Source organism: Streptomyces sp. NPDC051018 (assembly GCF_044456085.1).
GTDB lineage: Bacteria > Actinomycetota > Actinomycetes > Streptomycetales > Streptomycetaceae > Streptomyces.
The window spans coordinates 852,174-871,404 of record NZ_JBITFN010000001.1; the positions used below are offsets into that span (position 1 = coordinate 852,174).

Consider the following 19,231-nt stretch of genomic DNA (forward strand, 5'->3'; position numbering starts at 1 on the left):
CATGGCAACGCTTGAAATCCGCGACCTGCACGTCTCCGTCGAAGCCGACAACGGCTCCCGGGAGATCCTCAAGGGTGTCGACCTGACCGTGAAGCAGGGCGAGACCCACGCCATCATGGGCCCCAACGGCTCCGGCAAGTCCACCCTCGCCTACTCGCTGGCCGGGCACCCCAAGTACACGATCACCAGCGGCACCGTCACCCTCGACGGCGAGGACGTCCTGGAGATGTCCGTCGACGAGCGCGCCCGCGCCGGTGTCTTCCTCGCCATGCAGTACCCGGTCGAGGTCCCCGGTGTCTCCGTCTCCAACTTCCTGCGCACCTCCGCCACCGCGATCCGCGGCGAGGCGCCCAAGCTGCGCACCTGGGTGAAGGAGGTCAAGGAGACCATGGAGCGCCTCAGCATGGACCCCGCCTTCGCCGAGCGCAATGTCAACGAGGGGTTCTCCGGCGGTGAGAAGAAGCGCCACGAGATCCTTCAGCTGGAGCTCCTCAAGCCGAGGATCGCCATCCTCGACGAGACCGACTCCGGCCTCGACGTCGACGCGCTGCGGGTCGTCTCCGAGGGCGTCAACCGCGTCCGTGAGACCGGTGAGGTCGGCACCCTGCTGATCACGCACTACACGCGCATTCTCCGTTACATCAAGCCCGACTACGTCCATGTCTTCGTGGGCGGCCGGGTCGCCGAGTCCGGCGGTCCCGAGCTGGCCGACAAGCTGGAGGCCGAGGGCTATGAGGCCTATGTGAAGGGTGGCGTATCAGCATGACCCAACTGCCCGGCCTCCTCGACACCGAGGCGATCCGCAAGGACTTCCCGATCCTCGACCGGGTGATCCACGGGGACAAGAAGCTCGTCTATCTGGACAGTGCCGCCAGCTCCCAGAAGCCGCGCCAGGTGCTCGACGCGGTCAACGACTACTACGAGCGGCACCACGCCAACGTCCACCGGGGCATCCACGTCCTCGCCGACGAGGCCACGGCACTGTACGAGGGCGCCCGTGACAAGGTCGCCGCGTTCATCAACGCGCCCAGCCGCGACGAGGTGATCTTCACCAAGAACGCCTCCGAGTCGCTGAACCTGGTCGCCAATATGCTCGGCTGGGCCGATGAGCCCTACCGGGTCGACCGTGACACCGAGATCGTCATCACGGAGATGGAGCACCACTCCAACATCGTGCCGTGGCAGCTGCTGGCGCAGCGCACGGGCGCGCGTCTGAAGTGGTTCGGACTGACCGACGACGGTCATCTCGACCTCTCCAACATCGAGGAGATCATCACCGAGAAGACGAAGATCGTCTCCTTTGTGCTGGTCTCCAACATCCTGGGCACGATCAACCCGGTCGAGGCCATCGTGCGCCGCGCCCAGGAGGTCGGGGCGCTGGTTCTGATCGACGCCTCCCAGGCCGCCCCGCACGCCCCGCTGGACGTGCAGGCGCTCCAGGCGGACTTCGTGGCCTTCACCGGCCACAAGATGTGCGGTCCGACCGGGATCGGGGTGCTGTGGGGCCGGCAGGAGCTGCTGGAGGACCTGCCTCCGTTCCTCGGCGGCGGCGAGATGATCGAAACCGTCTCGATGCACTCCTCGACCTACGCGCCCGCGCCGCACAAGTTCGAGGCGGGTACGCCCCCGATCGCCCAGGCGGTCGGCCTCGGCGCGGCGGTGGACTATCTGAGCTCCATCGGCATGGAGAAGATCGCCGCCCATGAGCACGCGATCACCGAGTACGCGGTCAAGCGTCTGCTGGAGGTTCCCGATCTGCGGATCATCGGCCCGGTCACGGCCGAGGACCGGGGTGCCGCGATCTCCTTCACGCTGGGGGACATCCACCCCCACGATGTCGGTCAGGTGCTGGACGAACAGGGCATCGCGGTCCGGGTCGGCCACCACTGCGCCCGGCCGGTCTGTCTGCGGTACGGAATTCCTGCGACCACGCGGGCGTCGTTCTATCTGTACTCCACGCCCGGAGAGGTCGACGCGCTGATCGACGGGCTGGAGCACGTCCGTAACTTCTTCGGGTAGAAGCGGAGCCCTTGTGAAGCTTGATTCGATGTACCAGGACGTCATCCTCGACCATTACAAGCACCCGCACGGCCGGGGGCTTCGGGACGGCGACGCCGAGGTGCACCACGTCAACCCGACGTGCGGTGACGAGATCACACTGCGGGTGAAGTACGACGGTTCGCGCATCGAGGACGTGTCGTACGAGGGCCAGGGCTGCTCCATCAGCCAGGCCAGCGCCTCCGTGATGAACGAGCTGCTGGTCGGCAGGGAACTGGCCGAGGCGCAGAAGATCCAGGCCACGTTCCTGGAGCTGATGCAGTCCAAGGGCAGGATCGAGCCGGACGACGCGATGGAGGAGGTGCTGGAGGACGCGATCGCGTTCGCCGGTGTCTCCAAGTACCCGGCCCGGGTGAAGTGCGCACTCCTGAGCTGGATGGCGTGGAAGGACGCGACCGCCCAGGCGCTGGGCGAAGGCCCCGAGAGGAAGACGGTATGACGGAGAACGCAGGGGCCGCGCTGAAGCCGGCCTCCGAGGAAGAGGTCCGCGAGGCGCTGTACGACGTGGTCGACCCCGAGCTGGGTATCGACGTCGTCAACCTCGGTCTGATCTACGGCATCCACATCGACGACTCGAATGTGGCCACGCTGGACATGACCCTGACGTCGGCGGCGTGTCCGCTGACGGATGTGATCGAGGACCAGGCCCAGTCGGCGACGGAGGGCCTGGTCAACGAGCTGAAGATCAACTGGGTCTGGATGCCGCCGTGGGGACCGGACAAGATCACGGACGATGGGCGCGAGCAGCTGAGGGCGCTGGGGTTCAACGTCTGAGACGCCCGGACCGCTGTGGTACCCGGAACCCTTGGGGCGGCCGGAACCCGTGGGGCCGCCGGGTGCTCTGAGCCGCCCGGGTGCCCGGGGCGCGGTGCGGGTGCGTGGCCCCCTTCGGGCCGCGTTCCGGCTGAGCACTCCGGTGTCGTACGTCGAGGCCGTGCGCGCCGGTGATCCGGCGGGCACGGCCTTCGCTTGTGCCCCGGCACACCGGGGTCCGGTGCCGGGTGGCCGGGCCGTCGTCGGGCGTCAGGGGCCCGATGGGGCCGGGTGGGCCGGGTCGGGGCCGCTCGCGGCCGCCATGAGGGCGGGGGCCAGATTCTCCCGGCGGATGCGCTGGTCGATATAGAGCACCCCGACGACCAGCTGCGGCAGCACCGTGATCAGGATCTGGCTGATCAGCTGGGCCAGCACCAGGACGACCAGCAGACCGCTCAGCGCGGACACGACCTCCGAGAACGTGGGCTCGGACCCCAGCCCGGAGGTGTCCACCACACCCGGCACCATCGTGATGAAGCCGAGCGGTATCTGGATCGCGTAACTCGCCGCACCCGCGATGACACCCGCGAGCAGAGTGGTGCCCAGCACCCGCCACCAGCTGCCGCTCACCAGCTTCGCGGAGCGCCGCATCGACGCGATGGCGCCCTGGCGCTCGAAGACGGCGACCGCGGGGGAGAGGCTGAACCGGATCCACAGCCAGGTGCACAGCGGAAACGCGATGAGCCCGGCGATCAGGGCCACCGGCAGCAGAACGACCGCCCCCGCGCCGTCGGTGGTGATCGTGACCAGCAGGGACACATAGGCGGTCAGGAACAGCCCGATCGGGATCACATACAGCAGCCCGGTCAGCACCACCGTGCCGGTCACCGCGGGGAGCCGTGCCCAGGCCCGCCCCCAGACGGTGCCGGCAGTGGTCCGTCTGCCGAGCACGGCGTCCTGGAGCACCGACTGGCACACGGCGGAGACCAGAGCGGTCGTGACCAGCATGACGACCGCCGCGACGGCGGCGAAGACGGCCAGCACGATCACCAGGGGCCGGAAGTCGTCCCAGACCGGATCCCGTCCCTCCAGGGCGAACAGCGCGTCGGCGCTCTCCTCGACCAGCTGGTACAGGACCACAGCCACGGCGAAGAGAACGGCGGTCGCCACCAGATACACGGCCGTGACGATGCCGAACAGGGGCTTCCCGTAACGGCCGATCGTGCCGAAGGCCCCGCCGAGCAGCTGGCCGAGATCGAGCGGACGCAGGGGTATCACTCCGGGCTTGAGCGGAGGCGGAGGCGCCCAGCCGCCCCAGCCCGGAGGCATGTTTCCGTATGCCACTGAGGTTGTCTCCCGTTGATGAGGTACCGGCCGCGGACGGGGTGCGGGCCACCGGTGGCCACGTGGCCGGGAAACCGTACTGTGCCCGATCGGACACCGTAGCGGTAGCGCATTTACGGCCCCGTGTCACCCCTCCCAGCTGGTGTGTACTTCCGTACACATCGTTGTGTACAGTCGTACGCATGGGATACGGACTGCTGGCCGGAGCGATCGCGGCCGAGGTGGCGGCGACCACCGCCATGAAGTACAGCGCGGGCTTCACCAAGCTCTGGCCCTCGCTGTTCACGGTCGCGGGCTATCTGATCGCCTTCTCGCTCCTCGCGCAGACCCTCAAGACCCTGTCGGTGGGCACCGCCTACGCCATCTGGGCGGGCGTCGGCACCGCCGCGGTGGCGGCGATCGGGATGCTCTTCCTCGGGGAGACCGCCAGTCTGGCCAAATTCACCGGGATAGCCCTGGTGATCGCCGGAGTGGTGGTGCTCAACACGGGCGGAGCCCACTGAATGGCCCGCCGCTACGACCCCGAGCGGCGTCAGCGCATCATCGACGCGGCCATCCGGGTCGTCGGGCGCGCCGGGATCGCCGGGCTGAGTCATCGCACCGTCGCGGCCGAGGCGGATGTGCCGCTCGGCTCCACGACCTATCACTTCGCCACCCTCGACGAACTGCTGGTCGCCGCGCTCCGGCAGACGAACGAGTGCTTCGCCATTGCGGTCCGCGAGAACCCCGTGCTCGGCGACCCGGAGGTCGATCTCGCCGCGGAACTCGCCCGGTTGATGGAGACCTGGCTGGCGGGCGACCGGCGCGCCTCCGCCGAGCTGGAGTACGAGCTGTATCTGGCCGCCCTGCGCAGGCCCGCGCTGCGGCCGGTCGCCGCGGAGTGGACCGAGGGCGTCGTGGAGGCGCTCGCCCCTCTCACCGATCCGGCGACCGCGCGGGCCCTGGTGGCCATGATGGACGGGATCTGCCTCCAGGTGCTGCTGACCGACGCGGCGTACGACGGGGAGTACGCGCGGGAGATGCTGGCGAGGATTCTGGGCTGAGGCGGCCCGGTCCCGGGCGGCGGGGTCGATGAGCGGGTGGAGGCAATGGAACGCTTGCGGGGGCGGGGCGCCGGGTCCGTGGCGGGTGGCTCCGGGGTCGTGGTGCGTGGGCCCGGGTTCGTGGTGCGTGGGCCGGCCGCGCAGCACCGGCCGGCGGCTTTGCGGCACAGGCGACGGGGGGCGACGGGAGTGCTACGGGGGGTGCGCGCTGACGACGGTGTCCTCCGTGCGGCCGGGCCCGACCCGGGGTGTGAGATGGGTTCGCCCGGGGAGCGCGTCGGCGGTTAGGTTCTCCTCATGACCGATACCACCGCTCCCCGTACCACCGGCGCCGTCGCCGCCGGGCTTGCCACCCTCACCGCCGCCGGTGCCGTCCTCGACACCTGGTTCCCCGCCCCCGAACTCGTCGCCGAGCCCGGACCGTCCGGGACCGAGCGACTCGATGCCGAGCGTGCCGTCGCGCTGCTCGGCGAGGGGGCCGCGAGGGCGATCGGACCCGACGCCCGCCGGGGGGTCGAGGTCGTCGCCGTCCGTACGGTCATCTCCTCGCTCGACGAGAAGCCGCTCGACGCGCACGACGCGTATCTGCGCCTCCATCTGCTCTCCCACCGGCTGGTCAAGCCGCACGGCCAGAGCCTCGACGGGCTGTTCGGGCTCCTCGCCAATGTGGCCTGGACCTCGCTCGGGCCGGTCGCCGTCGACGACATCGAGACGGTCCGCCTCAACGCGCGGGCCGAGGGGCTGCACCTCCAGGTGACGAGCATCGACAAGTTCCCGCGGATGACGGACTACGTCGTGCCCAAGGGCGTACGCATCGCCGACGCGGACCGGGTCCGCCTCGGCGCGCATCTCGCCGAGGGCACCACCGTGATGCACGAGGGCTTCGTCAACTTCAACGCGGGCACGCTCGGCACCTCCATGGTGGAGGGCCGTATCTCCGCGGGAGTCGTCGTGGGCAACGGCTCCGACATCGGCGGCGGCGCGTCCACGATGGGCACCCTGTCCGGTGGCGGGAATGTCATCATCTCCATCGGCGAGCGCTGTCTGGTGGGGGCCGAGTCGGGGGTGGGGATCGCGCTCGGCGACGAGTGTGTGGTCGAGGCGGGGCTGTATGTCACGGCGGGCACACGGATCACGATGCCCGACGGTGAGATCGTCAAGGCGCGGGAGCTGTCCGGCGCGAGCAACATCCTGTTCCGGCGGAACTCGGTGACGGGTGCGGTGGAGGCGCGGCCGAACAATGCGGTGTGGGGTGGGTTGAACGAGGTTCTCCACAGCCACAATTAGGTGGTTGGCGGGGGTGGGGCGCGGGTTCTTGTTCACCGGGGGGCCGCCCCGGGGCCCCGCGCCTCAAACGCCGGCGGGGCTGGTTGTGTGCCCCCGGTTTCGGGGTGTGTCGCGCTCTTGCCGGGGCTCCGCCCCGGGCCCGGCGCCTCAATCGCCGGCGGGGCTGGATCGTGCCCCGGTCTCGGGTGCCGGTGGGGAGCTGAGGTTGTGCCCCGGTTCCGGGTGTGGGCGGGGTTGGTTTGTGGCTCCCGTTCCGGGTGTTGGTGGGGCGGGGTTGGTTTGTGGCTCCCTCGGTCTCGTGGTGAACCGTGTTCGTTCCGGGGCTCCGCCCCGGGCCCGGCGCCTCAAACGCCGGCGGGGCTGGTTGTGTGCCCCCGGTCTCGGGTGCTGGAGGGGCTGGGATTGTGACCCTGTTTCGAGTGTCGGCGGGGCTGGATCGTGCCCCCGGCTCGGGTGCTGGAGGGGCTGGGTTATTGCCCCCGTCTCGGTGTTCTATGGCGGCAGCCCTCCAGGAAGCTGGGCCGCGGTGAGGGTTGCGTGGGCCGACTGGAGGAGGGGGAGGGCGGAAGCGGGGGCGGGCTGGAGAGGTGGGCGGACCGGGCCCGTGTTCAGGAGGGCCTTGGCGGTGACCGTGCCGGGGAGGCCCGAGGACATCATCAGCTCCGTGAGGTGGATCAGGCGCTGGTTGAGGTGGGCGGCGCCGGCCGTGTCGCCGTCGTCGAACGCGTCGAGGACCGCCCGCACCGCACGGGGCGCGACATTCGCGACCGTACTGACACAGCCCGCGCCGCCCACCGCATAGAGCGGAAGGTTGAGTTCCTCGCAGCCGGAGTAGTACGCGAGCGAGGTGCGCGCCATGACCTTGGTCGAGCCCAGCAGGTCGTACGCGCAGTCCTTGACCGCGACGATCCGGGGGTGGTCCGCCAGCCGCAGCAGGGTGTCGGGCTCGATCCGGGTGCCCGTGCGGCCCGGGATGTCGTACAGCATCAGCGGGATCCCGACCGCGTCGGCGACCGCACGGAAGTGCGCCTCGACGGCCGGCTGCGGCGGTCTGCTGTAGTACGGGGCGACGACCAGCAGCCCGTCCGCGCCCGCCCGTTCGGCCGCGCGGGCCAGTTCGGCGGTGTGGCGCGTGTCCGCCGTGCCGACGCCCGCCACGACCGGCACCCCGTGGCCGACCACCTCGCGTACGGCCCGTACCAGCGCCGACTTCTCCGCGTCGGACGTTGTCGGGGACTCGCCGGTGGTGCCGCTGAGAACCAGCCCCTCGCAGCCTTCCGTGATCAGCCCGGAGGCATGGCTCGCGGCCTTCTCCAGATCCAGTTCGCCGGTGGCGGTGAAGGGGGTGACCATCGCGCAGAGCACGCGGCCGAAGGGGCGTGAGGGGGTCATACCGGCAGTCTGCTCCCTCGCATTCGTCAAGGTCCACTTAGATCTTCTTGGGATGAGTCATAAGCATTGCTGATGGGTTGATCGGCTGTTGACCTCAACCGCGCTTGACGTATCACGATGATGATCAGCGGTCCGCCTCAGGGGCGCACCGGATCGAAGGGATGCCGCCATGCCCGTGAACGTCGCCGTCCAGCCCGGCGCCCGGCCCGACCTCGGCCGTCCGGGAGTCGGCGTCGTCAAGGTGTCCACCTGGGACGTCGGCACCCCCGAACGGCAGCGCGCGACCCTCGACGCCATCGCCGACGTCTGGCTGAGCAGATACTGGCCGGACAGCGGTCTGCTCTCGTACACCGTCCACAGGGGCGAGGACGGCCGGACGCTGCTGCACTACAGCCAGTGGGCGAGCGAGGACGCTACCAGGAGTTCTTCCGCTCCCACCGGGACGAGCGCAACGCCGAGATCGATGCCGCCGTGCCCGGAATCGTGCGCCTCGGGCTGGACTCGTACCGGCTCCACCGGTCCGGGGCCGCCCCCGGTGACCGGCGCGTCCCCGGCTGTGTGGTCATCGTGGACGTCCGGTTCGACGGACCGGACGGCGAGAGCCGGCGCGCCTGGGTGGACTCCGTCTTCGCCGCGCTGGAGAGCGGCGACGGCCCGGCCCCCGAAGGGATCTCCGCGTACCTTCACATCAACACCGAGGGGACGCGCGTCCTCAACTACGCGGAGTGGGTGAGCGCGGACAGCCACCGGGCCTCGCTGTCCGCGGCCGGCGAAGGGGGAGATGCCCTCGGGGACGAATGGCGGAAGGTGCGGTCGTACCCGGGAATGACCGGCAGCCGTGTGGACCGCTACACGCCCGGACTGAGCCTTGCTCCGGGCGTGTAGCGGGGGGACGAGGGAGAGTTGCTCGGTGCGGAAGCCCGCTGGTGCTGTGGGTGGAAAGGTTTGCCGTGGGTCCGCGGCGTGCGGTGCGGTGCAGCGCAGGGCGGAGGTCCGCAGCTCGTACTCGCCGTACTCGCGCGGTCCGGCAACGCGGCTGGGGGTACCTCCGGGCCGCCGGGTCCAGGGGGAGCCGTGCAGGGCGTCTCGGGCCGGTGAACCTCTCCGGTCACAGCACTAGGGGCGGAAGCGCAGCACCTGCGGGTCGTGGTCGCTGTTCTGCTCCGCGAACTCCGCGTTGATGTGCACGCTGTCGTAGTCGAAGTCGTCGATGGACGGGCTGGTCAGGATCTGGTCCAGGACCTGGCTGTTGCCCTGGTAGACGTACGAGTACCGCTCCCGGCGCGGGAGGGAGGTGATCGCCGCCCGGAGCGCGCCGCCCTCCGTGAGCGCCTCGGTCGTCGCCGAGAACTCGAAGTCGTTGATGTCGCCCACGACCAGGACGTCCGCGCGCCGGTCGGCCTTGAGGACGTCCTTGACGAAGGCGTTCACCAGCCGCGCCTGCTGAAGGCGCTTGACCTCGGAGGAACGGTTCGGGGGCTGGTGGTGCGAGGTGAGGGCCTCGTCGCCGCCCTTCGAGCCGAAGTGGTTGGCGATCACGAAGACCGTACGGCCGCGGAAGGTGAACTGGCCCGCCAGCGGCTTGCGGCTGGACTCCCACGCGGTGTTCCCCGGGTCGATCCGCCCCGGGGACAGCGTCAGGGCCGCCCTGCCCCGCTCCCGCACGACACCGGTCGGGGTCGTCGCGTCACCGCCCGGCCGGTCGGTGAAGGACACCCGCTCCGGGTTGAAGAGGAAGATCTGGCGGATGTTGCCGCCGGGCTCGCCGCCGTCCCGGTTGTTCTCCGGGTCCACACCGCGCCAGTCGTACGCGGGGCCGCCCGCCGCGACGATCGCGTCCGTGAACCTCTTGACCGTCCGGTCCGCGGCCACCGTGCCATCACTGCGCGCACCCGAGTTGTCCTGGATCTCCTCCAGTGCGACGATGTCGGGCGACGACAGATTCTCCACCACGGCCCTGCCGAGTGCGTCGAACTTCTCCTGGGGGTCGGACGGGTCCAGATTCTCCACGTTGTACGTGGCCACGGCCAGCTCACCGCGGCTCTGAGGCCGGGTCCGCTCCTGGACCAGGCCGCGGTCCACGACCGTGCCGAGGGTCCGCGCGGTCAGCGTGTAGCCGCCGAACTGGTTGAAGTCCAGGGGGCCTTCGGTCCGGCCCCGCAGCACATCACCGACGTTCGCCTTCGGGAACGGCTGCTCGGCGAGCGGCACCAGTGACTGGATCTGGAGACGTCCCGTGTTCTGCGAGGCGTAGGAGCCGTACAGACTGCCGCCGCGGGCGCTCGGGTTCTCGAACGGCTTGACCGTCACCCACAGTTCGGAGAAGGGGTCCGTCGCGCCGACGACACGGGAGGTGCCGACGCGGACGTTGGTCCCCTCCAGGGACTCGTAGTAGTCCAGGGCGTATTTACGGGGGTTCAGCGGCAGCGCGTTGATGCTGCCGCCGGCGGCGGGATCACCGGCGGGGGCGTACACCGACGGGACCGACCGGGCGGAGACGGTGACCGGCGCGGGCAGCGGGTTCCCAGAGGTGAGCACCGTGACCGCCGGCCGGGAGATCTGGGTGAGCGACTGGTTGCCCGAGGAGGCGCCGCCCGGCACGAACTCCGCCACCGTGCCCGAGACCAGCACGTCGTCGCCCGCCTTCACCGGCGGTGTGGAGCCGGGGCCGGTGAAGACGAAGACGCCCTCGCTGGTGGCCGGGTCGCCGTCGCCGTCCGGGTCCTGGATCCAGAAGCCCCTCGACGAACCGTAGGTCCGTACGCCCGTGACGATCCCGGGGACGTCCGTGACGGGCTGCCCGGCCAGGGGCGAGATCCTCGTCGTGCCCTGGATGTCGTGGACACGGACCCCGGAGCCGGCGTCCGCCGTCCTCGCGGACGCGCCGGAGGGGCCGGCGAGGAGGCCCGCGGCCAGTGCGGAGGCGACGACGGCCGCGACGGCGGCGGCTCTCGGAATGGCGCTCGGTATGGCGGAGGAAGGCATCACAACTCCGTGTTCGAGGGTTCGGGACGCGGTCGGGGCCGTACGGCGGTGGTGGTGCGGGCGGTGCGGCGGTGGCGGTGGCGGTGCGGGTGGCGCGGTGGCCGTACGGATGGTGCCGTGGTGGTGCGATGCGCAGGGTGCGGTGACGTGCGCCGCGAGTAGCGAGGTGCGGCACGCGTGGGTGCGCGGGGTGGGGTGCCGTGTTGTGGTGCTGGCCGTGCGGGTCGTATGGCGAGAGCAATGTTCTACGCGCGTCAATCTCTTGGCTGGGCAGGGGAGTTGTCAAGAGTCGACAGATGTACGGACGCGGGCGGGCCGGTGAAGCCTCGGAGGTCCGGGCGCGGGAGGCGGGGCGTCCGGCGCATATCGGGCGCAAAATAGGGTGCGAACCCGGTACGGCACGGGTGGGGTGGGCATCCGGCCACATGACCAAGAACCACCTGCGCGCGGCGAAACCCGGTGAAATGCGTCTACGCTGGGGAGTCGCCCCGGGGCCACGCCCGGAATCCATACCCCCGAGGAGAAGCGTTCAGATGTCCCAGGACCGTCCCACCCTGCCGCCCGTGCGGCTGAACTCCGACGCGGAGCTGGCGCGGGACGCGCTCGCCACACCCCTGCTGAGCAGGGCCGCCGGGCTCGCCCGCTGGGCCGGACCGGACACCCGGGTGGGCGCGGGCGGCGAACTGGCCGACGAGCAGCTGCCCGCCGCGGCGGTGGCGCTCGGCCTCAAGGACGACGACGAGGGGCAGGCGTACGCGAGCGAGGCGTGGCGGGCCGCGGTCGACGCGGGTCTCGTGGTGATCGAGGACCCCGAGCGCGACACCGACGAGCACGGTACGGCCGCTCCGGGCGAAAGCCTCGGCCTCCTCGTCTCCGGCGGCCCCCAGGACGTCCTCGCCATCTGGCTGGAGACGCTGGACGCGGCGCACGCCGACGCCATCGCGCCCCTCCTCGACGATCTCTCGGACGCGATCGGCGACGACGGCGAGATCGACTACGCCATGCTGGACTGGGACCCCGAGGGAGAGGCCGACTTCCTCGACGGCGTCCTCGGCAATCTGTACCTCCTGACCGTGACGGAGGGCGGCTCCGGCGAGGAACCGGTTCCGCTGCCCGCGCTCGCCGCTTCCATGATCGTTCCCGACGACATGGGGGAGCCCACCGACGACGTCCTGGAGCAGGTCTCGGTGGCGATGGTCCGGCTCGACGACCAGTTCCGGCTGCTGGAGCAGACCGGTCTCGTCGAGTACCAGCCGGTGGACGAGGCACTGATGGCGGAGGCGGACGACGACCCCGCGGTGGCCGTCGAGGACGAGGACGTGTCCCGGTACGGGTTGGTGAAGCTGACCCCGCTCGGGCTCTACGGCATCCGGGCGCGGATGCTGGACGCCGGGCTCGACGCCCCGGCGGTGGGGGAGCTGGCGGGCAAGGGCGCGGACGCGCTGCTCGACGGGCTCGCCCGCTACCCCGAGTCCGCGGGGCGTGCGGAGACCGAGCAGTGGCTGGCCCGGCACGAGCCCGAGGCCGCGGCTCGGGAGCTGCTGTCGGCGGCGCGCGGCGCGGACGAGGGCGGGCCGCTGCGGAGGCTGCGGTGCCAGCAGGCGCTGAGCCTCGTCGGCCCCCAGGCCGAGCCGGCCGTCCGCGCGGTCCTCGGCGACCCCGAACTGGGAGGGCTCGCGCGGGTCTGGCTCGCGGAGCGGGGAGCGGCCGATGTGCCGCCGCCGTCCGAGTCGATGATCTTCTGGCTCTCCATCGATACGATCGCCGCGCAGCTCGACGCGGGCGGGGAGCTGGAGGAGCTCCAGGGGCTGGTGGAGGGCCTGACCGGTCAGCACAGCGGATTCTTCGACGTCGCGTGGCGGGTGGACCATCCCGCGACGGCGGATGTGCTGGAGGCGATGGGGCGGCTCCACCCGGACAAGCGGGTGGCCAAGGAGGCGCGGAAGTCGGCGTTCAGGGCGAGGTCGCGGTAGGGGCCGCGCGTCCGTCGCAGGCGGGGGGCAGCGCTCCCGTCGCCGGCGGGACCCGTTCCGGGCCCGCCGGTCTTCTGCGTGATGCCGTGCCGGCCCCGGGGTTCCCCGGGGCCGGCCCACTCCCGGCGGTCTCTCGGAGGCGGCCTGCCGGCGGTTCCGCTCCTGGAACCGGCCCGTGACGCCGGCCGACCCGGACATCCGGCGCTGGGCCGCGCCCGCGGCGGCCCCCGGTGCGGTGACGCCGTTCCCGGACGGGCCCGCCCCCGCCCGTGAGGTCCGGAGCGGTGCGGCGCGCGGCGGAGGTCCGGGTCTCGTCCGCGTACGTACGCGCGTGGTCCGACAACAGGACTCGGCACCTTCCGGGCCTCCGGCCCAGGGGGAGCGCCGTAACCCCGGCCGAGGAGTCCCCGCCGCCCCGGCGGTCCCACCGGTGTGCTGATCGCTTTTGTGTTCTGAACCTGTTTCGATCTGACCACTGTCGGATCGGATCGCTGTCCTGAGGCCTCCGGAGGGACCATACTGGCGGCAATGACCAAGTCAGCCGGATCCCGGCGCCACCTGCCGTCCAGTCCCTTCAACCGCAACGCCCCGGCAGACCCTCCGATCGAGCAGTACACGGTGGGCGACCGGGTCTCGCACGATCAGTTCGGCCTGGGGCGAGTCATCGCCGTCGAGGGCGACAACATCGCCGTCCTCGTCGACTTCGCCGGCCGCAAGGGGCGGATTCCCAGCCCCTACGCCAAACTGGCCAAGCTCTGAGGCCCTGATCGAGTCACCGAGGACCGCTTCGGCCCGGCCCGGCGGCCGGACCGCCCTCACTCTGATCAGAGCTGTGGGGCCCGCCGTCACCTCCGTGACGGCGGGCCCCATGGCTTTTCCACGAGCGGTCCCCCGGGACCCCGCCCGGGTCAGAGCGCCTGAGCGGCGGGCTTCACCATGCCCCGGACGGTCCGGGACTTCACGAAGTCGCCCATGGCGGTCATCTCCCACTCGCCCGAGTACTGCCGGATCAGCTTCGCCATCATCACCCCGGTCTGCGGCTCCGCGCCGGTCAGATCGAAGCGGACCAGCTCCTCGCCGGTCGCCGCGTCCAGGAGCCGGCAGTAGGCCTTGGCGACCTCGGTGAACTTCTGGCCCGAGAACGAGTTCACCGTGAAGACCAGACCGGTCGCGTCGGCGGGGAGCCGGCCCAGATCGACGGTGATCACCTCGTCGTCGCCCGCGCCCTCGCCGGTCAGATTGTCGCCGGAGTGCCTGATCGCGTTGTTCAGGATGTTCAGCTTGCCGAAGTAGCAGCTGTCCAGGTGGTTGCGGCTGGGGCCGTAGGCGATGACGGAGGCGTCGAGGTCGATGTCCTTGCCCCGGAACGCGGGCTCCCAGCCCAGACCCATCTTGACCTGGGACAGCAGCGGGCGACCGCCCTTGACCAGGGAAACCGTCTGGTTCTTCTGGAGGCTGACCCGGCCCTTGTCCAGGTTGATCTTCCCGGCGGGCGGGGCGGGCGCCGGCGGGGCCGGGGGAGCGGCGGGCGGCGCGGGGGCGGCGAGGCGCGGGTCCACGGGCGGAGCCGGAGGCATCGGGGCGGCCGGGGGCACGGGGGCGGGCGGCGCCGCGGGTGCCACGGGCGCGGGCGGGGCGACCGGGGCGGCCGGGGCGGCCGCGGCCGGCTCGTCCTCCACCGAGACGCCGAAGTCCGTGGCGATTCCGGCCAGCCCGTTCGCATAGCCCTGGCCGACCGCGCGGGCCTTCCAGGCGCCGTTGCGCAGATAGATCTCCACGATCACCAGAGCCGTCTCCGAGCCGAGCCGAGGCGGGGTGAAGGTGGCGAGCGGGCTGCCGTCGTCCGCGTTCCGGATCGTGGCCGTGGGCTCGATGCCCTGGAAGGTCTGCCCCGCCGCGTCCGGGCTCGCCGTCACGACGATCTTCTCGATGCCGGGCGGGACGGCGGTGGTGTCCACCACGATCGCGTCCGGCGCTGCCCCGCCGCCGGAGCGATAACTGACTCCGGGGCCGGCCGGCTGGTTGTAGAAGATGAAGTCGTCGTCGGAGCGCACCTTGCCGTCGGCGGTGAGCAGCAGGCCCGAAACGTCGAGCCGCACCGGGGCGGCGACGTCCACCGCGACACGTGCGGCGGGAAGGGGGATGTTCGAGCCGGGGGTCATAGCTGTCATGCCGGGAGAACGAGCGAGGCCGCTTTGCCGTTCCCTTACCGTCGAGGTGAACGGAAGTCCTGATTCCGGCCGCCGGCGGCGGTGAGGCCGTGCCGGGCTCCGGTACGGCCTGCCCGCGACCGGTGGCCGTCGGCTCCCCGGCGTCCGTCCCGGACGGCTCCGCCGCCCGGGACGGACGCCGGCCCCGTCAGCCGGAGGGCGACGGTCCGACCCTCACCTCGATCCCGGGGGCGGGTTCCGCCGACCCTCCGGTCAGATGGGCCCAGAGCTGGTCGACGACCGGGGCGAGCAGGCGCGGGGCGAGTTCGCGCACGATGACCGCGATCGCCTGGGTGTATTCAGGCACGGCACTCGTTCCGATGCCGGCGGCCCGCAGTTCACGGACCTGGCCGAGGGTGAAGTCGGCCACCAGTGCGAGGAGTTCGGTGTCCGGCTGCACGGGGTCCAGCATGCTCCGGTGGATATAGCGCCAGACCGCCGGGTTCTCGTCGAACATGCGCGCCACGACCGCGTCGCGCGCCTTGCGGACGTCCTCCGTCGAGCCTTCGGCGGGCACGGACACCAGTGACTCCCGCAGCCGGTCGAGCACGTACTCGTGCACCGACCGTCGCAGGCCCTCCTTGCTGGAGAAGTGGTGGACCACGAGCCCGTGGGTCACGCCGGCGGCCTTCGCCACCTCCCGCACGGTGGTGTTCGCCTCGCCCTTGGCGGCGTGGAGTTCGAGCGCGGCGTTGCGGATGCGGGCCTTGGCGGTGAGGTCGTCGGCCGAGGCGTGCGGGGGGCGCCTGGTCGGGCGATGGCCGTCGCCGCCGACGACCCCCTGCTCCAGTTCACCGCGACCGTCCCCGCCGCCCGCCGCGCCCTCGAACAGGGCTCTTTCGGCGGAGAACCCGGTTCTCCTCCGGGTTCTTCCGGCGGAGGAGGGCCCCGGCCGGCTCCCTGCCACTCGGCCGGATAGAACGCTCCATCCAATCGACCACCCCCTGTCCGGGCGGGCGCGGAGGCCTACTTCAGCGCCGCCGCCATCATCTTCTGGGCCACCGGCGCCGCCAGGCCGTTGCCGCTGACCTCCGAGCGGGGGCCGCCCGCGTCCTCGATCAGCACCGCCACCGCGACCTGCTTGCCGGAATCGGGATCCTCGGCGAAGGACGTGAACCACGCGTACGGCGTCTTGCTGTTGTTCACACCGCGCTGGGCCGTACCGGTCTTGCCGCCCACCTCGGCTCCGCTCACCCGCGCGTTGGTGCCGGTGCCCTCCTCCACCACGGTCACCATCGCGCTGCGCAGCTGCCCGGCCGTCTCGCCGGAGATGATCCGCTCGCCCTTGCCGCCGTCGTACGAGTCGAGGGTGGTCCCCTCGGAGTCCACCACCTCGGAGACCAGATGCGGTGACTTCAGGACCCCGTCACCGGCGATCACCGCCGACACCATGGCCATCTGGAGCGGGGTGGCGGTCACATCGAACTGGCCGATGCCCGTCAGCGCCGTCTGCGGCACGTCCAGCCCGGTCGGGTAGACGCTGGGGTACGCCCGTACCGGGATGTCCTGCTCCTTGTCGTTGAAGCCGAACTTCTCCGCCATCGCACGGACCTTGTCCTGCCCCAGATCGACGGCCATCTTCCCGAAGACGTTGTTGCACGAGTAGCGCAGAGCCGTCCGGATGGAGGCGTTCTCGCAGGGCGCGTCGGCGATGTCGTTCTCCAGTTCCCGGTTCGTGTGCGGGAGGACGTACGGCATGGGGCTGGTGGTCCTCTCGTCCACCGAGTCGTAGAGCCCGTCCTCCAGCGCCGCCGCCGCCACGACCAGCTTGAAGGTCGAACCGGGGGCCAGCGGCTGCCGCAGCGCCCGGTTGACCATCGGCTTGTCCGGGTCGTTCAGCAGCTTGCGCCAGGTGTCCCCGTCCGCGGTCCCGGCGATCAGCGACGGGTCGTAGGAGGGGGTGCTGACCAGTCCGAGGACGCGGCCGGTGTCCGGGTCCATGGCGACGGCCGCGCCCTTGGTGTCACCCAGGGCCTCGTACCCCGCCTTCTGGACGGCGGGGTCGATGGTGGTCAGCACATCACCGGGCGCCTGCTGCTTGCCGGTGAGGGCGTCGACCGGGCGGGCGAGCCGGGTGTCCGTGCCGTCCAGGACCTCGCTGTAGATGCCCTCCAGCTGGGTCGATCCATACGCCTGGGAGCTGTAGCCCGTCACCGCCGAGTACAGCGCGCCGTCGGTGTAGGTCCGCTTGTACGCGAGATCGCTGCCCGTGGTCGGGGCGGACCCGGTGACGGGCGAGCCGGCCACGACGATGTCGCCCAGCGGCTGCGCGTACTGGTCGATGGTCTGGCGCCGGTTCTTGTCGTTGTCCGCGAGCGCCTTGGCGTCGTACGCCTGGACCCAGGTGGCCCGCACCAGCAGGGCGAGCACCAGCAGCAGACAGAAGACGGCGGCGTGTCTGATCGTCTTGTTCATCCCGCAGTAGGACGAACGGCACCGATCATCGGGTTCCCGGCAGGGCCCTTCTCAGAGATTCCTCACACAGCGGGCATCCGGGCGCGTGGCCGTACCGGCGGCCCGGGGCCCGTCCGGGAACCGGCCGGACCGGGCCGCGCGGTGACCCGCTCGGGCTGCCGCGCCGGGTGGACGGACACCCGGACGGTCCAGCAAGCTGTGCGGGTGAACGACTCGATCGAACTGCCCGAACTCCCCTTCCCCCTGCGTGCGTACGGCCCCGAGGCGGGCTGGACATACGCCGACGGTGTCCTCACCGGCCGGGCGGGTGCCCGTCAGGACCGCTTCGTGCCCCCGTCCGGCGCCTCCCTGGACCCCGCGTCCGACGCGCCACGGCTGCTCGGCGCCCCCGAGGGGGACTTCCAGCTCATCGCCCGCGTCACCGTCGGCTTCGGCGCGGCCTTCGACGCCGGCGTACTCTATCTGCACGTCGGCGAGCGCGAGTGGGCCAAGCTCTGTCTGGAGCTCTCCCCGGACCGGCCCACCGTCTGCACCGTCGTCACCCGCGGCCACTCCGACGACGCCAACTCCTTCGAGGTCGACGGGGACAGCATCTGGCTGCGGATCAGCCGTACCGGCAAGGCGTTCGCCTTCCACACGTCGGCGGACGGCGAGCGGTGGACCTTCGTCAGATTCTTCGCGCTGGGGACGGAGGAGCAGGCCGGGGCCGCCCTGGTCGGCTTTCTCGCGCAGTCGCCGGTGGGGGAGGGGTGCGCGGTCGCTTTCGAGGGGATCGAGTACCGGGCGAGCTGGCCCGAGGGGCTGCGCGACGGAACCTGAACACCGCGTGATCACGGGCCCTCGTCGATCTTGAAACGCGCAATGGATCTTGATCTCCTTGGGGGAATGAGCCGTCGGCTGGGTGCGTTGAAACCAGGTCGGACGAGACATTTCCGTCCCCGCTTCGCCGGAACCCCGCGATCCCCTTGGAGAGAGTCAGCATGCTCGTCGAGATATGGAGCGATATCGCCTGCCCCTGGTGCTACATCGGGAAGGCACGCTTCGAGAAGGGGCTCGCGGAGTTCCCCCACCGCGACCGGGTCCGGGTGGTTCACCGCTCCTTCGAGCTCGACCCGAACCGCCCCAAGGGCGACACCGGGTCCGTCGTCGACATGCTGGCGCAGAAGTACGGGCGTACCCGCGAGCAGGCGCTGGCCATGGAGGAGCACGTCGCCTCCAACGCGCGCGCCGAGGGCCTCGGCTACCGCACCGAGGGCCGTGACCACGGCAGCACCTTCGACATCCACCGGCTGCTGCATCTGGCCCGCGCCAGGGGCCGCCAGGACGAGCTGCTGAACCTCGCCTACCGCACCAACTTCGCCGACGCGCGCTCGGTCTTCGACGACGAGGTGCTGATCTCCATCGCCGTGGAAGCGGGACTGGACGAGGCCGAGGCGCGCGGGGTCCTCGCGGGTGACGCGTACGCGGACGAGGTGCGCGCCGATGAGCGCGAGGCGTCGGAGCTGGGGGCGAGCGGAGTGCCGTTCTTCGTCTTCGACCGGCGTTACGGGGTCTCCGGCGGCCAGCCCGCCGAACTGTTCACCCAGGCCCTGGAACAGGCGTGGAAGGGACGTGAGACCGAGCCGGCCGCCGGTCCCGCCGGCCCGGGCGACTCCGCCCACTCCGCCCTTCAGGGGCAGGGGTGCGACACGGACGGCGCGTGCGGGGTCCCGGGAACGGTACGGTGATCCCGGCCGGAAGGTGATCCCGGCCTCCACGCGCGATTGACCGG

At 71.1% G+C, this 19,231-nt stretch carries 17 protein-coding genes and 1 pseudogene; 12 read left to right on the forward strand and 6 right to left on the reverse strand.

Annotation, left to right across the window (positions count from 1 at the left end):
- Window position 1: 1 nt before the first annotated feature.
- From sufC to ACIBCM_RS03475, 4 genes are read left to right on the forward strand one after another with little or no spacing between them, the layout of a single operon-like run.
- A complete protein-coding gene (gene sufC, locus ACIBCM_RS03460) occupies window positions 2-766 on the forward strand; it encodes a Fe-S cluster assembly ATPase SufC (protein ID WP_399239623.1) in 765 nt (254 codons plus the stop codon).
- On the forward strand, window positions 763-2,019 hold the full coding sequence (locus ACIBCM_RS03465) for a cysteine desulfurase (protein WP_399239625.1): 1,257 nt from the start codon (window positions 763-765) through the stop codon (window positions 2,017-2,019). Before sufC ends, ACIBCM_RS03465 begins: the two co-directional genes overlap by 4 nt.
- A 13-nt stretch (window positions 2,020-2,032) precedes the next feature.
- Window positions 2,033-2,497 (forward strand): Fe-S cluster assembly sulfur transfer protein SufU, encoded by a 465-nt coding sequence (gene sufU / locus ACIBCM_RS03470; RefSeq protein WP_399239627.1) that lies wholly within the window; start codon window positions 2,033-2,035, stop codon window positions 2,495-2,497.
- A complete protein-coding gene (locus tag ACIBCM_RS03475) occupies window positions 2,494-2,832 on the forward strand; it encodes a metal-sulfur cluster assembly factor (RefSeq protein WP_399239629.1) in 339 nt (112 codons plus the stop codon). Before sufU ends, ACIBCM_RS03475 begins: the two co-directional genes overlap by 4 nt.
- A 249-nt stretch (window positions 2,833-3,081) precedes the next feature.
- Here ACIBCM_RS03475 and ACIBCM_RS03480 read toward each other — a convergent pair whose 3' ends face one another.
- Window positions 3,082-4,155 (reverse strand): hypothetical protein, encoded by a 1,074-nt coding sequence (locus ACIBCM_RS03480; RefSeq protein WP_399239631.1) that lies wholly within the window; start codon window positions 4,153-4,155, stop codon window positions 3,082-3,084.
- Window positions 4,156-4,337: 182 nt separating this feature from the next.
- Here ACIBCM_RS03480 and ACIBCM_RS03485 point away from each other — a divergent pair, with 182 nt between their 5' ends.
- From ACIBCM_RS03485 to dapD, 3 genes are all read left to right on the forward strand, one after another.
- Window positions 4,338-4,658 carry a DMT family transporter gene (locus ACIBCM_RS03485; protein WP_399239633.1) on the forward strand — a complete coding sequence of 107 codons (321 nt, stop codon included), beginning with the start codon at window positions 4,338-4,340 and terminating at the stop codon, window positions 4,656-4,658.
- A complete protein-coding gene (locus ACIBCM_RS03490) occupies window positions 4,659-5,198 on the forward strand; it encodes a TetR/AcrR family transcriptional regulator (protein WP_399239635.1) in 540 nt (179 codons plus the stop codon).
- Between the two features lie 297 nt (window positions 5,199-5,495).
- Window positions 5,496-6,485, forward strand: coding sequence for a 2,3,4,5-tetrahydropyridine-2,6-dicarboxylate N-succinyltransferase (gene dapD, locus ACIBCM_RS03495; RefSeq protein ID WP_399239637.1), 990 nt, complete (start codon window positions 5,496-5,498; stop codon window positions 6,483-6,485).
- A gap of 492 nt (window positions 6,486-6,977) precedes the next feature.
- Here dapD and dapA read toward each other — a convergent pair whose 3' ends face one another.
- Window positions 6,978-7,877 carry a 4-hydroxy-tetrahydrodipicolinate synthase gene (dapA, locus tag ACIBCM_RS03500; RefSeq protein ID WP_399239639.1) on the reverse strand — a complete coding sequence of 300 codons (900 nt, stop codon included), beginning with the start codon at window positions 7,875-7,877 and terminating at the stop codon, window positions 6,978-6,980.
- A gap of 169 nt (window positions 7,878-8,046) precedes the next feature.
- Here dapA and ACIBCM_RS03505 point away from each other — a divergent pair.
- A pseudogene (locus ACIBCM_RS03505) lies at window positions 8,047-8,762 on the forward strand (antibiotic biosynthesis monooxygenase).
- 231 nt (window positions 8,763-8,993) lie between these two features.
- Here the strand turns inward: ACIBCM_RS03505 and ACIBCM_RS03510 are convergent.
- Window positions 8,994-10,862: an endonuclease/exonuclease/phosphatase family protein gene (locus tag ACIBCM_RS03510; protein ID WP_399239641.1), complete on the reverse strand. Its 1,869-nt coding sequence runs from the start codon at window positions 10,860-10,862 to the stop codon at window positions 8,994-8,996.
- Window positions 10,863-11,395: 533 nt separating this feature from the next.
- Here ACIBCM_RS03510 and ACIBCM_RS03515 point away from each other — a divergent pair.
- Complete coding sequence (locus ACIBCM_RS03515) at window positions 11,396-12,835, forward strand: hypothetical protein (RefSeq protein WP_399239643.1); 1,440 nt, start codon at window positions 11,396-11,398, stop codon at window positions 12,833-12,835.
- Window positions 12,836-13,363: 528 nt separating this feature from the next.
- A complete protein-coding gene (locus ACIBCM_RS03520; protein ID WP_399239645.1) occupies window positions 13,364-13,594 on the forward strand; it encodes a hypothetical protein in 231 nt (76 codons plus the stop codon).
- Between the two features lie 149 nt (window positions 13,595-13,743).
- Here ACIBCM_RS03520 and ACIBCM_RS03525 read toward each other — a convergent pair whose 3' ends face one another.
- The 3 genes from ACIBCM_RS03525 to ACIBCM_RS03535 all read right to left on the reverse strand — a co-directional run bounded on the left by ACIBCM_RS03525 (window position 13,744) and on the right by ACIBCM_RS03535 (window position 17,460).
- Window positions 13,744-15,006 carry a TerD family protein gene (locus ACIBCM_RS03525; protein ID WP_399239647.1) on the reverse strand — a complete coding sequence of 421 codons (1,263 nt, stop codon included), beginning with the start codon at window positions 15,004-15,006 and terminating at the stop codon, window positions 13,744-13,746.
- 187 nt (window positions 15,007-15,193) lie between these two features.
- On the reverse strand, window positions 15,194-15,952 hold the full coding sequence (locus ACIBCM_RS03530) for a TetR/AcrR family transcriptional regulator (RefSeq protein WP_399239649.1): 759 nt from the start codon (window positions 15,950-15,952) through the stop codon (window positions 15,194-15,196).
- A gap of 59 nt (window positions 15,953-16,011) precedes the next feature.
- Window positions 16,012-17,460, reverse strand: a complete 1,449-nt coding sequence (locus ACIBCM_RS03535; RefSeq protein WP_399239651.1) for a peptidoglycan D,D-transpeptidase FtsI family protein — start codon at window positions 17,458-17,460, stop codon at window positions 16,012-16,014.
- Window positions 17,461-17,664: 204 nt separating this feature from the next.
- Between ACIBCM_RS03535 and ACIBCM_RS03540 the strand changes: the two genes are divergently transcribed.
- Together ACIBCM_RS03540 and ACIBCM_RS03545 are read left to right on the forward strand one after the other, a co-directional pair.
- Entirely contained in the window at window positions 17,665-18,279 is a 615-nt protein-coding gene (locus ACIBCM_RS03540) for a DUF1349 domain-containing protein (RefSeq protein ID WP_399239653.1), read from the forward strand.
- Window positions 18,280-18,440: 161 nt separating this feature from the next.
- A complete protein-coding gene (locus ACIBCM_RS03545) occupies window positions 18,441-19,187 on the forward strand; it encodes a DsbA family oxidoreductase (RefSeq protein WP_399239655.1) in 747 nt (248 codons plus the stop codon).
- The last annotated feature ends 44 nt before the right edge of the window (window positions 19,188-19,231 follow it).